The organism is Methylobacterium sp. JK268, from assembly GCF_054052225.1.
In genome coordinates, this window is the sequence record NZ_JBSVZN010000043.1 from 1 (window position 1) to 13,235 (window position 13,235).

Consider the following 13,235-nt stretch of genomic DNA (forward strand, 5'->3'; position numbering starts at 1 on the left):
CCGAAGGCGCCGAAGCCCTGGCCCCAGAGCGCGAAGACCTGCGGGTCGAGCACCCGCACCGGCACCGGCGCCACCGGCGCCGCGCGGCCGGGCAGGTCGGCCGTGTAGGTGGCCGGCAGGCTGCCGTAGTCGCGCAGGCCCGAGCCGCCCCAGCGCAGGCGGTCGAGGATCGCCTCGCGCACGAAGAAGGCGGTCTCGTAGGCGCTCGACACCGAGCTGGCGTGGACGTCGCCGGTGGTGGCCTGGAAGGCGGTGATGGCCTCGGGCGTGGTCAGCCCGACCGTGCGGTCGAAGATCGCCGTGCCGGCGCCGCTGGCCTGGATGGCGGTGGCGACGGCGGCCTGGTTGCGGGTCCGGGCGATGGTGGCGAACGCGATGTCGTTGCGCGTGAGGGTGAGGTCGACCTCGCTCGCCTGGTAGCGCAGGGTGGGGGTGAGGAAGGCGAGGTTGGAGGTGACGCCCGCGAAGGTGCCGCTCACGCCCGCATTGGCGGTGAGGATGGGGTAGAGGGTGCGCGGGTTGTAGGCGCCGTTCTGGGCGAGCACCTGGACGGTGCCGCCCGCCAGGGTGGCGGTGCCGGTGGCGGCCAGGCGATCGGCCTGTCCGGCGGCGTTGGTCTCGACCTGGAAGGTCGAGCCGGCCGCGAAGGAGACGTTCCCGGCGACGTTGAGGGTGCCGATGGAGTTGCCGGGCGCCACGGTGCCGCCGCTCTGGGCGACGACGCCGCCCACCGTGCCGGTGCCGCCGAGAAGGCCGCCCGCGCCGATCGTGACCGGGCCGGCGATGATGCCGTTGGCGTAGAGGGCGCCGGTATTGCCGATGGTGACCGCCGTGTTGAGGCGGTCGGCCGGGTCCATCTGCAGCGTGCCGATGACGTTGTCGAAGTAGCCGGCGGCCGAGTAGAGGTCGAGGCGCGACCAGTAGCTGAGCGGCTGGCCGTAGAAGGCCGCGAAGGCGTTGGTCTCGGTGTTGACCAGGATCTGGTTGATGGTGCTGCTCTGCAGCGTGCCGTAGAGGCCGCCGTTCGGCGCGATGGTCGCCGCAGCCGTCGTGCTGCCGCCGTAGAGCGGGGCGAGCAGGATGGAGGCGTCGGGTCCGCCGGCCGGGGCCTGCTCGCGGAGCGCCTGGGCGAAGGTGAGGGTCGGCAGGCCGTAGGTCAGGCGGGACTGGTAGAGCGCCTGGTTGGCGGCGGTGGGCAGGTAGGGGTTGTTGGTGGTGTTGGCCGTGCTCGTGGCGCAGGTCGCGACGGAGGCGCCGCACTGCGCCGAGAGGTAGCTCTGCAGCTCGGCCTGGGCCGCGGTGAACAGGCTCGGCAGGTTCATCGCCGTGCCGGTCGTCGCCGCGTTGTTGATGTAGAGCGGGTTCGTCAGCGCCTGGGCGATGTCGTAGGACGAGAAGGCCCGCGAAGCGATGATGTCGAGCGGGTAGTGCACGCCCAGAACGATGCGGCTGTCCCCGTATTCCGCGGCCCGGGCCAGCATGTTGCGGTATTCCTGCGGCACCAGCATGGCGAGCAGGATGCCGTCCGTGAAGGCGTACTGGGTGTGGCCGCTCGGGAAGGACGGGTTCGTGGCGATGCCGTTGAGCGCGGTCGGGTCGAAGATGTTGTAGCTGTTCGGGGCGACCTGGATCGGCCGCGACGAGCCGTAGACGTCCTGGCCGGCCTGCCGGTTCGTCACGCCGTAGGCGAGGTCGTAGACGCTGTCGCGGGTGTTGGGCAGGCCGTTGAAGGTCGGCAGCGTGTAGCCGGCCGGCGCCACCGCCGGGACCGGCACGTAGTTCGCCGGCGTCGTGCTCGGATTCGTCGCCGCGCCGTTGGCGAAGTAGTTCTTGGCGACGCCGAGATCCGTGCTCATCACCGAGTAGGCGGTGTTGAGGAGGCTGAAGGTCGCGCGCAGCGGACCCGCATTGGCGGTGCTCGACCGGATGCCGGTCTGGTAGATGCTGCCGAGCTGCGGGCCGAGGCCGCCCACCGGCTGGAGCGGGTTCAGGGTGCCGTTGCCCTGGATCGCCTGGAGCGGCAGGCCGCCCGCGAGGTTGTCGGCCGGGCCGAGATTGACCACGGTGCCGTTCGCCAGCGTGATGCTGGTCGTGAAGGCCGCGCTGCCCGGCAGCGCCTTGTCGCTGATCGCGAGCTGCCGCTGCGCGGTCGTCGCGTTCAGGTTGTCGGCGATCGCCTGCGACAGGTTGAGCTGCAGGGTCTGCTGACCGACCGCATTGCTGTTCAGGCTCAGGAACGGCGACAGCAGGTTCAGGACGTTGACGTTGGCCGGCGTGGTGTTGGCGGTTTGCGCCGAGACGGCGCCGACACCCATGGTCGCGACGGCCACGGCCGCGACCGAGACACTCGACAGAAACCTCATGAGACCCCCCAGGGCACGCTGAAAAGCGGTGTGAGGTCAGCGCTTAGTTTAAAGCCACGCTTCGGTCGTTGTCATACTCCGTCACAATTGATCGGGAGCGGGCGCATGTCACCGCCCCGCAACAGATAGTCTTTGCCGGCAAATAGAATACGAGGGATCGAGCGCGTTCCGCCGCTCTCAGCCCACCCGTGCGGGACGCGATCGGGCATCCGGCCGCCGCGGTGAAACGCAAGGCCGCAAGCCGCGACACGCGCCGATGCTCCCCGGTTAGCGATTCGCGAATCGGCGCCGGCAGCCGGTGCGGCATTCGACCCCTCACCGCCGCCAGCGGGAGCGCTACGTAAGGGGGCCGACACGGGAATCCCCGGGCACGGCCCGAACGGAGAATCAGGATCATGGGAGCCACCGCCCCCGCGGCCGCGACGCGCGGCGACGACGGACCCTGCCTGGCGACGGTCGCCTTCACGGTGAACGGCCAGCGGCGGGAGCTCGAACTCGACACCCGCACCAGCCTGCTCGACGCCATGCGCGAGCACCTGCGCCTGACGGGCTCGAAGAAGGGCTGCGACCACGGCCAGTGCGGCGCCTGCACGCTGATCGTGAACGGGCGGCGCCTCAATGCCTGCCTGACCCTCGCGGTCATGCACCAGGGCGCCGAGATCACCACCATCGAGGGCTTGGGCGGGCCCGACGACCTGCACCCGATGCAGGCCGCCTTCGTGCGCCACGACGGCTACCAGTGCGGCTACTGCACGCCGGGCCAGATCTGCTCGGCCGTCTCGGTGCTGGCCGAGATCGCGGCGGGCATTCCGAGCCACGTCACGCAGGACCTCACGGCGGCCCCGGCGGTGACCGAGGAGGAGATCCGCGAGCGCATGAGCGGCAACATCTGCCGTTGCGGGGCCTATTCCAACATCGTCGAGGCCGTGACCGAGGTCGCCGGGAGGCAGGCATGAAGTCGTTCACCTACGAGCGCCCCGGCACGCCGGCCGAGGCTGCGGCGGCCGTCGCGAACAGGCCCGGCGCCAAGTTCATCGCCGGGGGGACCAACCTCCTCGACCTGATGAAGCTGCAGATCGAGACGCCGTCCCACCTCGTGGACGTGAACGGGCTCGGCCTCGACACGATCGAGGACACGCCGGAGGGCGGCCTGCGCATCGGAGCGCTGGTGCGCAACACCGACCTTGCCGCCGATCCGCGCGTGCGCCGCGACTACGGGGTCCTGTCCCGGGCGCTGCTCGCGGGCGCCTCCGGCCAGTTGCGCAACCAGGCGACCACCGCCGGCAACCTCCTGCAGCGCACCCGCTGCCCCTACTTCTACGACACCGCCCAGGCCTGCAACAAACGCCAGCCGGGCTCGGGCTGCTCGGCCCTCGACGGGGTCAGCCGGCAGCTCGCGGTGATCGGCACCAGCGAGGCCTGCATCGCCACCAACCCGAGCGACATGGCGGTGGCCATGCGGGTCCTCGACGCGACAATCGAGACGATCGACGCCGCGGGGAGCGAGCGGCGGATCCCGATCGCCGAGTTCTACCGCCTGCCCGGCGACACCCCGCAGGTCGAGACGGCGCTCAAGGACGGCGAACTCATCACCGCGGTGACGCTGCCCAAGCCGCTGGGCGGCACGCAGATCTACCGGAAGGTGCGCGACCGCGCCTCCTACGCCTTCGCGCTGGTCTCGGTCGCCGCCGTGGTGCAGCGGGACGGAACCGGCCGCGTGGCGCTCGGCGGCGTGGCGCACAAGCCCTGGCGGGTCGAGGCGGCGGAGGCGGACCTGCCGCGCGGGGCCAAGGCCGTGGCGGCGGGGCTCCTCGCCGGAGCGACCCCCACCCCCGAGAACGCCTACAAGCTGACGCTCGCCGAGCGAACCCTCGGCGCGGCGCTCCACGAAGCGAGGGCCTGAGCCATGAAGTTCGACACGCCCGCGGGCACCAACCCGATCGATCAGCTCAACGTCGTGGGCCGGCCCACCGACCGCATCGACGGCAAGTACAAGACCACCGGCAGAGCGCCCTACGCCTACGAGCGCCACGACGTCGCGCCGGACGCCGCCTACGGCTACGTGATCGGCGCCGGCATCGCCAAGGGCCGGGTGCTCGCCGTGCACACCGAGGAGGCGCGCCGCGCCCCCGGCGTGCTGGCGATCGTCACGACCCTCGACACGCCCCGCCTCGGCCGCGGCGTCATGAACTACGCCTACCTGTTCGGCGGCGCAGAGGTGCAGCATTACCACCAGGCGGTCGCCGTGGTGGTGGCCGAGACCTTCGAGCAGGCCCGCGCGGCCGCCTTCCTGGTCCGCGTCGACATCGCGCCCGAGGAGGGCCGCTTCGACCTCGCCGCGGAGGCGCCCTCGGCGCCGCCCGCCGGGGGCGACAGCCAGGAGGGCAGCGGCGGCGACGGCGCGGAGCGCACCGGCGACTTCGAGGGCGCCTTCGCGCAGGCCCCGGTCACGCTCGACCGGACCTACACGACCTCCGACGAGACCCACGCCATGCTGGAGCCGCACGCGACCACCGCGGCCTGGGACGGCGACAAGGTCACCCTCTGGACGGCGAACCAGATGATTACCTGGGGCAAGGGCAGCCTCGCCAAGATCTTCGGGTCCGTCCTCGGGACCGCGAAGGAGAACGTGCGGCTCGACGCCCCCTACGTGGGCGGCGGCTTCGGCGGCAAGCTGTTCGTGCGCGCTGACGCGGTGCTCGCCGTGCTCGGCGCCAAGGCGGCGGGGCGGCCCGTGAAGGTGGCGCTCACGCGCCCGATGATCGCCAACAACACCACGCACCGGCCCGCCACGATCCAGCGGGTCCGCATCGGCGCCACCCGGGACGGGCTCATCACGGCGATCGCCCACGAGAGCACCTCGGGCAACCTCGACGAGGGGCCGCCCGAGACGGCGGTCGACCAGACGAAGCTCCTCTACGCCGGGGCGAACCGTCTCACCGCCCTGCGGCTCGCCCATCTCGACCTGCCCGAGGGCAACGCCATGCGGGCGCCCGGCGAGGCGCCGGGCCTGCTCGCCCTGGAAGCCGCGATGGACGAGATGGCGGAGACGCTGGGGCTCGACCCCGTGGAGTTCCGCATCCGCAACGACACCCAGGTCGACCCGCGGGACCCGGGCCGGCGCTTCTCGCACCGCGACCTCGTCGGCTGCCTCCGCCTCGGGGCCGAGCGGTTCGGCTGGGCGCACCGCAACCCGAGGCCCGGGCAGGTCCGCGACGGGCGCTGGCGCATCGGCCTCGGCGTGGCCGCCGGGTTCCGCAACAACCTGGTGATGAATTCGGGCGCCCGGGTGCGGCTCGATTCCTCCGGCACGGTCACGGTCGAGACCGACATGACCGATATCGGCACCGGCACCTACACGATCCTCGCACAGACCGCGGCCGAGATGATGGGCCTGCCCCTGGAGCGCGTCAGCGTCCGGCTCGGCGATTCGGATTTCCCGGCCTCGGCGGGTTCGGGCGGGCAGTGGGGTGCCAACAGCGCCACCGCGGGCGTCTACGCGGCCTGCGTGAAGCTGCGCGAGGCGGTCGCGCAGCGGCTCGGCATCAACTCGGCGGACGCCGTCTTCGCCGACGGGCAGGTCCGCGCGGGCAACCGCACCGTGCCGCTCGCCGAGGCCGCCGCCGGGGGCGAACTCTCCGCCGAGGATCAGATCGCCTTCGGGGACCTCGCCCAGACCTATCAGCAATCCACCTTCGCGGGGCACTTCGTGGAGGTCGGGGTCGACGCGCACACCGCGGAGATCCGGGTGCGGCGCATGCTGGCGGTCTGCGCGGCGGGGCGCATCCTCAACCCCAAATCCGCCCGCAGCCAGGTCATCGGCGGCATGACCATGGGGGTGGGCGCGGCGCTGATGGAGAAGCTCGCGGTCGACCGCAAGCGGGGGTTCTTCGCCAATCACGACCTCGCCGGCTACGAGGTCCCGGTCCACGCCGACATCCCGCACCAGGAGGTGATCTTCCTCGACGAGACAGACCCGACCTCCTCGCCGATGAAGGCCAAGGGCGTGGGCGAGCTCGGCCTGTGCGGGGTCGGCGCCGCGGTGGCGAACGCGGTCTACAACGCCACCGGCGTGCGGGTGCGGGACTACCCCATCACCCTCGACAAGCTCCTCGCCGAGATGCCGGACGCGGCGTGAGGCGCGGGCCGGGACCGACCCCCGCGACGGGGACGCGCTCCGGCGCGTGCCCGCACCGCCTCACGCCATCGGCAGCCCGAAGGCCGCGGAGAAGCCCCGACGGCCTTCGGGCGTGACCGTCACGGCCCGGCTGTCGCGCGCGCGCCGGATCCAGCCGAGATCGAGGCAGCGGCGGCAGAGGGCGGCGCCGAGCACGCCCGCGAGGTGCGGCCGGCGCTCGCTCCAGTCGAGGCAGGGGCGGCAGAACAGGCGCCGCACCCGCCCGGCCGGCTCGGGCGCGACTCCGAAGGCCGCGAGCCAGGCGCGCCCGCTCTCCGTGACCTCGCCCGCCTCGTCCCCGAGCACGATCACCTCCCGCGCGACGAGCGCGTCGGCGATCGCGACGCCGAGGCGCCCGGCGAGGTGGTCGTAGCAGGTGCGCCCCTCGCGCAGGCCCGGGGCGATTCGGGGCGTCGCGCGGCGGTCCGCGGGCTCGCCGCGGTCGGCCACCACCATCATCCCCTCCAGCATGCGGGCGACGTCCGCGGAGGCGAGACGGAAATATCGGTGCCGGCCCTGGCGGACGACCGTGAGCAGGCCGCCCGCCACCAGCTTGGCGAGGTGCCCGCTCCCCGTCGCGGGCGTCACGCCCGCGCTCCAGGCGAGTTCGGAGGCGGTCAGGGCGCGACCGTCGATCAGGGCCGACAGCATGTTGGCGCGGCCCGGATCGCCCACGAGCGCGCCGATCTCGGCGAGGGGAAGACCGGTGGACATGAGGCGAGACTACGCCGCCCCACCCCGCGCCGCACCCGCGAACGCTTCGGCGTGGACCGAAGCGTTCGCGGGTGCGGCGAGGCGAGGATCGCCGCGGCCACGGGGTCCACCATCTTGGACGTCGGGCGCGGGATCCCCTCTCCCGAGTGGGCTCGCGGCTTCACACTTCGTCTCTCGGGATCAGAAAGATCTCTTTATCAGGCACTTGAACGAAACCGAGGAGACCCGCAGGATCCCCTCTCCCGTGCGGGAGAGGGGTAGGGGTGAGGGTCCCGGACCGTGCCGCAGACTGGCTGAACGGTGGTGCTGGCAGCGGGACCGTTCAGTCTTCTTTCTGAACCACCTGGACCCTCACCCCTGCCCCTCTCCCGCACGGGAGAGGGGTTCCCCGCGACAGACCCGGGCACCGTCGTGTATCGGCGTAAGTATCTGCCCCGTTTCTATTTCTCGCGATAAGTGAATCCCAAAGCCAGCCTGGGAGAGGGGATCCCCGCGCCCGACTGAGCGACGGCGCAGGCCAGGGCTGAGCCCGTCCGACGTCATCAATCCCATCGTCCCGCGAACGCGCGAGCGCGTTCAGGCCAGGGAGGGCCGCGCCGTCCCCGAACAAGCGCCCGACCGCGATTCACCACGCAAGCGGAACGGGCTCGACGGCACCCCCGATCTTTGCATTGGATGGCAAACTCAACTTTGCCGTGCGATGCGGGGCATCATGTTCAGATCGGTGATCGTCGGTCTCGCCGTGCTCGGCCTTGGCCTCCTTGCCGCCGAACCCGCGTGGGCGCGGGGCTTCCACGGCGGCCGGGCCGGTTACGGCGCCCGGCTCGGGGGCTGGGGTGCGTCCCGGCACGGCGGCCCGCCCCGGTTCGGCGGGTCTCACGGCGGCGGGTATGGCCGGCATCCGGGCGCCGGCGGGCGGACCTGGCACCCGTTCGGCGACCGTGGCGAGGGGCGCCGGTTCGGGCAGGCCGGCGGAGAGGGGCGCGGCGGCGGATTCCCGTCCGGCCCGGACTACCGGCCCGGGCGCGGCCATCCCGGTCCCGACTACGTCCCGGGCGCGGCCCAACGGTCGCGCCACGACGTGTTTCCGGGCGGGCGGCGCCCCATCACCCCCCGGTATCGGCCGTTCGGAGCGCGCGACCTGACGATCTGATCCCGCGCTCTCTGGAATATCGTCCCAGGCACCCTTGCCGGGCGGCCGGCGGCCCCACTTACAGGGGAGCCGCCGAACGAGCGGGCCCGGGAGGACGATGCCGATGCGCCTGACGCTGCTCGCCGCCGCGCTCTGTGCGCTGGCGGGTCCGGTCGCCGCCCAAGCGCCGCAGGTCGGTCAAGCGCCGCGCCCGGACCCGGGGCCGCTGACCCTCGCCCGCCAGGGCAGCTTCTTCGTCGGCGGGCGGGAGGTCGCCTCCGACACGCTCTCGACGCTGCCGGCCTACGCGCCGTCCGGGACCATCACGGTCGACCAGATGTACGTGCGCTACCAGGTGCCGGCGGGGCGCGCCGGCGTGCCCATCACCCTGATCCACGGTTGCTGCCTGACCGGCAAGACCTGGGAGACGACGCCGGATGGCCGCATGGGCTGGGACGAGTACTTCGTGCGTCACGGCCACCCGACCTACGTGATCGACCAGGCGTGGCGCGGCCGGTCGGCCTCCGACCAGACGGCCCTCAACGCGGTGCGCACGGGGCGGAAACCGGTCGACGCGCTGCCGACCGTCGTCGCCGCCGGACACGAGGGGGCCTGGGCGATCTTCCGCTTCGGCCAGACCTACCCGGAGGTGATGCCCGGCCTGCGCTTTCCCCTCGCGGCCCAGGCCGAGTTCTGGAAGCAGATGGTGCCGGACTACGCGGCCGGCCTGCCGACGCCGAACCCCACCGTGCCGGCCCTGTCGGACCTCGCGCAGCGGATCGGCGGGACGGTCCTCATGAGCCACTCCCAGTCGGGCATCTACCCGTTCCAGACCGCCGCGCTCTCCACGAAGGGGATCGCCGGGATCGTCGCGGTCGAGCCCGGCGCCTGCCCGGAACCCACCGCCGACCTCGCGCCCTACCGGAGCGTGCCGATCCTGGTGCTGTTCGGGGACTACATCGACGCCTTCCCGCGCTGGGCGCCGCGGCTCAAGACCTGTCGCGCCTTCGCGGCGGCGCTCACCGCGGCCGGCGGCAAGGCCGAAATCCTCGTGCTGCCGGAGATCGGCATCAAGGGGAACTCGCACATGCTGATGCAGGACGACAACAGCCTCGACATCGCCGACATCCTGCTCGGCTGGATCGACAAGCACGTCGCCGCCGCACCCTAGGGCCGGCGCGGGCCGCCCCGCTCCCGGGACCGCGTCCGCGCGCCACGACAACGATGAGCAGCCCCCCCCCACGATGGGCTGCCCGAGGGAGGGAACGATGGGACGATACCGGTTCGGCGGCCTCGCGCTGCTCGCGGTCATGGCGGCGGGCGGCCTCGCCCTCGGGCACGCGCCCGACGCGGCCCTCGGCAAGGAGCCGCGCTTCCCGCAGCTCACGCTCGAGACCCTGAGCGACCAGCAGCGCCCGCTCGGCGAGAAGATCCTGAAGATCTCCAGCGTCGGGCTCGCCGGCCCCTACAACCCGATGATCCGCAGCCCCGAGATGGCGCAGCGGATGTACGACCTCCTCGATTACCTGCGCTGGCACACCTCCGTGCCCACCCGGCTCAACGAGTTCGCCATCCTGATCCAGGGGCGCCAGTGGCGCTCGCAGGTCGAGTGGTTCGCCCATTACCCGCTCGCCCTCAAGGCCGGCCTGTCCGAGGAAGTCGCCGCCGACCTCAAGGCCAACCGGCGCCCGCGCGGCATGAAGCCCGACGAGGAGGCGGTCTACGATTTCTGCACGGAGCTCTCGACCAAGCACGCGGTCTCGGACGAGACCTTCGCCCGGGCCAAAGCGGTGCTCGGCGAGCAGGGCGTCGTCGACCTGACGGCGCTCACCGGCACCTACGTGACGGTGGCGATGCTGCTCGCCATGGCCGAGGAGGGCGTCCCGCCCGGCAAGGAGCCGCCCTTCAAGCCCGGCGAGCCGTGACCGGGGCCCGGTTGACTCAACCGTGGATTCCACGATCCTCGGTCCACAATCGAGCCGGGCGGGCGGGGCGGGTCCCCGCCCCCGCCGGGCCGGAGCGGCCGGACAACGGCCGCGCGGGAGGAGAGGGGTCGCCCCGATGAGGGTTGTCGTGACGGCGGCCGCGTTCCTCCTTCTGGGGGCTTGGCTCGGCGGGCAGGCCCGCGCCCAGGCGCCCGCCTCCGCACCGGCCGCGCTGGTCGAGGACCTCGTGGCGGCGAGCCGCATCCTGGCCGATCAGGGCGTCGTCGACGGGTTCGGGCACGTCAGCGTGCGCCATCCGGGCGACCCGAACCGCTTCCTGATGTCCCGCTCCGTCGCACCGGCGCTGGTGACGGCCGACGACATCATGGAGTTCGACCTCGACGGCACCGCCATCGACCCGCGGGGCCGGGCCGTGTTCCTGGAGCGCTTCATCCACGCGGAGATCTATCGGGCGCGGCCGGACGTGCAGGCGGTCGTCCACAGCCACTCACCCGCCGTGATCCCGTTCGGCATCGCCCAGCAGGTTCCGCTGCGGCCGACCTACCACATCGCCGCCTTCCTGGCGCCCGGCGTGCCGGTCTTCGACATCCGCGCGGCCGCCGGTGCGACCGACATGCTGGTCCGAGACCCGGCCCTCGGCCGTGCGCTGGCGGCGACCCTGGGCGACAGGGCGGTGGCGCTGATGCGCGGCCACGGGGACGTGGTGGTGGGCCCCACCCTGCCGATGGCGGTGTTCCGCGCCGTCTACACGGAGGTGAACGCGCGGATCCAGAGCCAGGCGATGGCGCTGGGCGCTCCCCTCACCTTCCTCGACGCCGAGGAGGGAGGGAAGGCCGAGAAGGCCCTCGACCAGATCCACCTGAGGGCCTGGGACCTGTGGAAGCGCAAGGTGACCGAGGCGGGACAAGCCGCGGCGCCGCCGAGCAAGTGACGGGAGGAGACATCATGCAGACGGATCGCCGCGATTTCCTGATAGGGGCGGCCGGGCTGGCGGCGGCGACGGGCCTCGGCACCGACGCGGCCGCGGCCGTCACGCCCCTGCCCTTCGAGATGCCGCGGGGCATGACCCTGCTCAACATGCGGCGCGGGAACGGCTACGGGCTCGGGGTCAAGACCGACCGGGGCATCCTCGACGTGAGCGAGGCCGCCGCGGCTTTGGGCCTGCCGGCGCCCGCCGACATGGACGACCTCCTGCAGAACGGGAAGGGCCGCCTGCTGAAGGCGGTGGTGGAGGGCGCCGCCCGCGACCCGCGGACGACCTACAAGCCCGAGGAGGGCATCCTCTACGCCCCGCTGGTCACCCGGCCCGAGAAGATCATCATGATGGGGTTCAACTACCGGCGCCACGCCGCCGAGACCGGGACCCCGATCCCCAAGGACCCGCCGCTCTTCAACAAGTACAACAACACCCTCAACCACCACGGCGGCACCATCAAGCTGCCGACCTCGGTCGCCCGCGAGTTCGACTACGAGGTCGAGCTGGTGATCGTGTTCGGGCGGGAGTGCTCCAACGTGTCGGAGGCGGAGGCGCTCGACTACGTCGCCGGCTACGCCACCGGCAACGATTTCAGCGCGCGCGACCTCCAGACCCTCACCTCGCAGTTCATGATCGGCAAGACCGCCGATGGGTTCGCCCCGCTCGGGCCCTACCTCGTCACCAGCGACCTTGTGAAGGATCCCAACAACCTGCGGCTGGAGACGCGGGTCAACGGCGTCCAGCGCCAGGACTGGAACACCAACGACATGATCTTCAACTGCCGGCAGCTGATCAGCTTCGCCTCGAAGATGATGACGATCAAGCCGGGCGATGTCTTCTACACCGGGACGCCGCAGGGGGTGATCTTCGGCGAGAAGAAGCCGCGCGCGGAGCGGGAATGGCTGAAACCGGGGGACGAGATCGCCTGCAGCCTGGAGGGCCTGGGCGAGCTGACGTTCCGGCTGACCTGAGCGGGGCCGCGGATGCGACGGATGGCGGTGCTCGCCCTCCTGGCCGCAGCACTGGCCGGTGCGGCCCGCGCGCAAGCTCCGCCGGAGGCGGCGCGGGCCGACCTCGCGCCGCGCGGGGTGCTGCGGGCGGCCATCAACTTCGGCAACCCGGTGCTGGCGCGGCGCGACCCGGCGACGGGCGCGCCGGAGGGCGTCTCGGTCGACCTCGCGCGGGAACTGGGGCGTCGTCTCGGCGTCCCGGTCGCGTTCGTCACCTACGAGGGCGCGGGCTTCGTGTCGGACGCGGCGGCCGGGGAGTCCTGGGACATCTGCTTCCTCGCCGTCGATCCGCACCGGGCCGAGAGCATCGCCTTCACGGCCCCCTACCTCCTCATCGAGGGCACCTACCTGGTGCGGGAGGACTCCCCGCTCCGGGCGATCGCGGAGGCCGACCGCGACGGGATACGGATCGCGGTGGGCCGCGGCAGCGCCTACGACCTGTATTTGGGGCGGTCCCTCCAGCACGCCGAGCTCGTGCGCGCGCCGACCTCGGCGGCGGCCATCGCGCTGTTCGCCGAGCAGCGCCTCGACGCGGCGGCGGGCGTGGCCCAGCCGCTGCGGGCCTATGCGGCGGCGCATCCGGGTTTTCGCGTTGTCCCGGGGCGCTTCATGGCGATCGCGCAGGCGATGGGCATGAAGCCGGGGCGGGCGGCAGGGATGACGTACTTGCGCGCCTTCGTGGAGGCGGCGAAGGCCGAGGGCCTGGTGGCCGCGGCCCTGCGCCGGCACGGCCAGGACGCCACCGTGGCCGAGCCGGCCCCGCCGTGACGGGGGCGGGCTGATGAAGCTGAACACGCACTTCCTTCACCTGAAGCACCCCTTTTCCGGACGACTGCAGCGTCAGCGGAAGGAGATCCGGAAACCAGCACAGGAATCGCCGCGAAGCGGCTCTGCTGCAAGCAGCGTTGCTGACAAGC

General features: G+C 72.2%; 11 protein-coding genes. 9 read left to right on the forward strand and 2 right to left on the reverse strand.

What is annotated here, in order from left to right; translation table 11 throughout:
- Positions 1 to 2,363: phosphatase PAP2 family protein (locus ACW9J6_RS31235; RefSeq protein WP_457120216.1), on the reverse strand; the 2,363-nt coding region annotated here is incomplete at its 3' end.
- Positions 2,364 to 2,758: 395 nt separating this feature from the next.
- Between ACW9J6_RS31235 and paoA the strand changes: the two genes are divergently transcribed.
- Genes paoA through paoC form a run of 3 tightly spaced genes read left to right on the forward strand, consistent with a single transcriptional unit; the run spans position 2,759 to position 6,501 of the window.
- Positions 2,759 to 3,319 (forward strand): aldehyde dehydrogenase iron-sulfur subunit PaoA, encoded by a 561-nt coding sequence (gene paoA, locus ACW9J6_RS31240; protein WP_457120217.1) that lies wholly within the window; start codon positions 2,759 to 2,761, stop codon positions 3,317 to 3,319.
- Positions 3,316 to 4,266: an FAD binding domain-containing protein gene (locus ACW9J6_RS31245; RefSeq protein ID WP_457120218.1), complete on the forward strand. Its 951-nt coding sequence runs from the start codon at positions 3,316 to 3,318 to the stop codon at positions 4,264 to 4,266. The genes paoA and ACW9J6_RS31245 overlap by 4 nt, the downstream gene beginning before the upstream one ends.
- Positions 4,267 to 4,269: 3 nt before the next feature.
- Positions 4,270 to 6,501 carry an aldehyde oxidoreductase molybdenum-binding subunit PaoC gene (gene paoC / locus ACW9J6_RS31250; protein ID WP_457120219.1) on the forward strand — a complete coding sequence of 744 codons (2,232 nt, stop codon included), beginning with the start codon at positions 4,270 to 4,272 and terminating at the stop codon, positions 6,499 to 6,501.
- A gap of 60 nt (positions 6,502 to 6,561) precedes the next feature.
- On the opposite strand, the gene ACW9J6_RS31255 is transcribed toward paoC, so the two are convergent.
- Positions 6,562 to 7,254: an ArsR/SmtB family transcription factor gene (locus ACW9J6_RS31255; protein ID WP_457120220.1), complete on the reverse strand. Its 693-nt coding sequence runs from the start codon at positions 7,252 to 7,254 to the stop codon at positions 6,562 to 6,564.
- A gap of 712 nt (positions 7,255 to 7,966) precedes the next feature.
- Between ACW9J6_RS31255 and ACW9J6_RS31260 the strand changes: the two genes are divergently transcribed.
- From ACW9J6_RS31260 to ACW9J6_RS31285, 6 genes are all read left to right on the forward strand, one after another.
- Entirely contained in the window at positions 7,967 to 8,407 is a 441-nt protein-coding gene (locus tag ACW9J6_RS31260) for a hypothetical protein (RefSeq protein WP_457120221.1), read from the forward strand.
- A gap of 97 nt (positions 8,408 to 8,504) precedes the next feature.
- The gene (locus ACW9J6_RS31265; RefSeq protein ID WP_457120222.1) at positions 8,505 to 9,557 is read left to right on the forward strand and encodes an esterase; all 1,053 of its coding nucleotides are present in this window, start codon (positions 8,505 to 8,507) and stop codon (positions 9,555 to 9,557) included.
- A gap of 97 nt (positions 9,558 to 9,654) precedes the next feature.
- Positions 9,655 to 10,311 (forward strand): carboxymuconolactone decarboxylase family protein, encoded by a 657-nt coding sequence (locus ACW9J6_RS31270; protein WP_457120223.1) that lies wholly within the window; start codon positions 9,655 to 9,657, stop codon positions 10,309 to 10,311.
- A 136-nt stretch (positions 10,312 to 10,447) separates the two neighbouring features.
- Positions 10,448 to 11,263 (forward strand): class II aldolase/adducin family protein, encoded by an 816-nt coding sequence (locus ACW9J6_RS31275; RefSeq protein WP_457120224.1) that lies wholly within the window; start codon positions 10,448 to 10,450, stop codon positions 11,261 to 11,263.
- Positions 11,264 to 11,277: 14 nt separating this feature from the next.
- Positions 11,278 to 12,279 carry a fumarylacetoacetate hydrolase family protein gene (locus ACW9J6_RS31280; RefSeq protein WP_457120225.1) on the forward strand — a complete coding sequence of 334 codons (1,002 nt, stop codon included), beginning with the start codon at positions 11,278 to 11,280 and terminating at the stop codon, positions 12,277 to 12,279.
- A 21-nt stretch (positions 12,280 to 12,300) separates the two neighbouring features.
- Positions 12,301 to 13,086, forward strand: coding sequence for an ABC transporter substrate-binding protein (locus ACW9J6_RS31285; RefSeq protein ID WP_457120226.1), 786 nt, complete (start codon positions 12,301 to 12,303; stop codon positions 13,084 to 13,086).
- The last annotated feature ends 149 nt before the right edge of the window (positions 13,087 to 13,235 follow it).

Coding starts and splice junctions, on each gene's coding strand:
- paoA (WP_457120217.1), top strand. CDS start 2,759: ATGGGAGCCACCGCCCCCGCGGCCGCGACGCGCGGCGACGACGGACCC.
- ACW9J6_RS31245 (WP_457120218.1), top strand. CDS start 3,316: ATGAAGTCGTTCACCTACGAGCGCCCCGGCACGCCGGCCGAGGCTGCG.
- paoC (WP_457120219.1), top strand. CDS start 4,270: ATGAAGTTCGACACGCCCGCGGGCACCAACCCGATCGATCAGCTCAAC.
- ACW9J6_RS31255 (WP_457120220.1), bottom strand. CDS start 7,254: ATGTCCACCGGTCTTCCCCTCGCCGAGATCGGCGCGCTCGTGGGCGAT.
- ACW9J6_RS31260 (WP_457120221.1), top strand. CDS start 7,967: ATGTTCAGATCGGTGATCGTCGGTCTCGCCGTGCTCGGCCTTGGCCTC.
- ACW9J6_RS31265 (WP_457120222.1), top strand. CDS start 8,505: ATGCCGATGCGCCTGACGCTGCTCGCCGCCGCGCTCTGTGCGCTGGCG.
- ACW9J6_RS31270 (WP_457120223.1), top strand. CDS start 9,655: ATGGGACGATACCGGTTCGGCGGCCTCGCGCTGCTCGCGGTCATGGCG.
- ACW9J6_RS31275 (WP_457120224.1), top strand. CDS start 10,448: ATGAGGGTTGTCGTGACGGCGGCCGCGTTCCTCCTTCTGGGGGCTTGG.
- ACW9J6_RS31280 (WP_457120225.1), top strand. CDS start 11,278: ATGCAGACGGATCGCCGCGATTTCCTGATAGGGGCGGCCGGGCTGGCG.
- ACW9J6_RS31285 (WP_457120226.1), top strand. CDS start 12,301: ATGGCGGTGCTCGCCCTCCTGGCCGCAGCACTGGCCGGTGCGGCCCGC.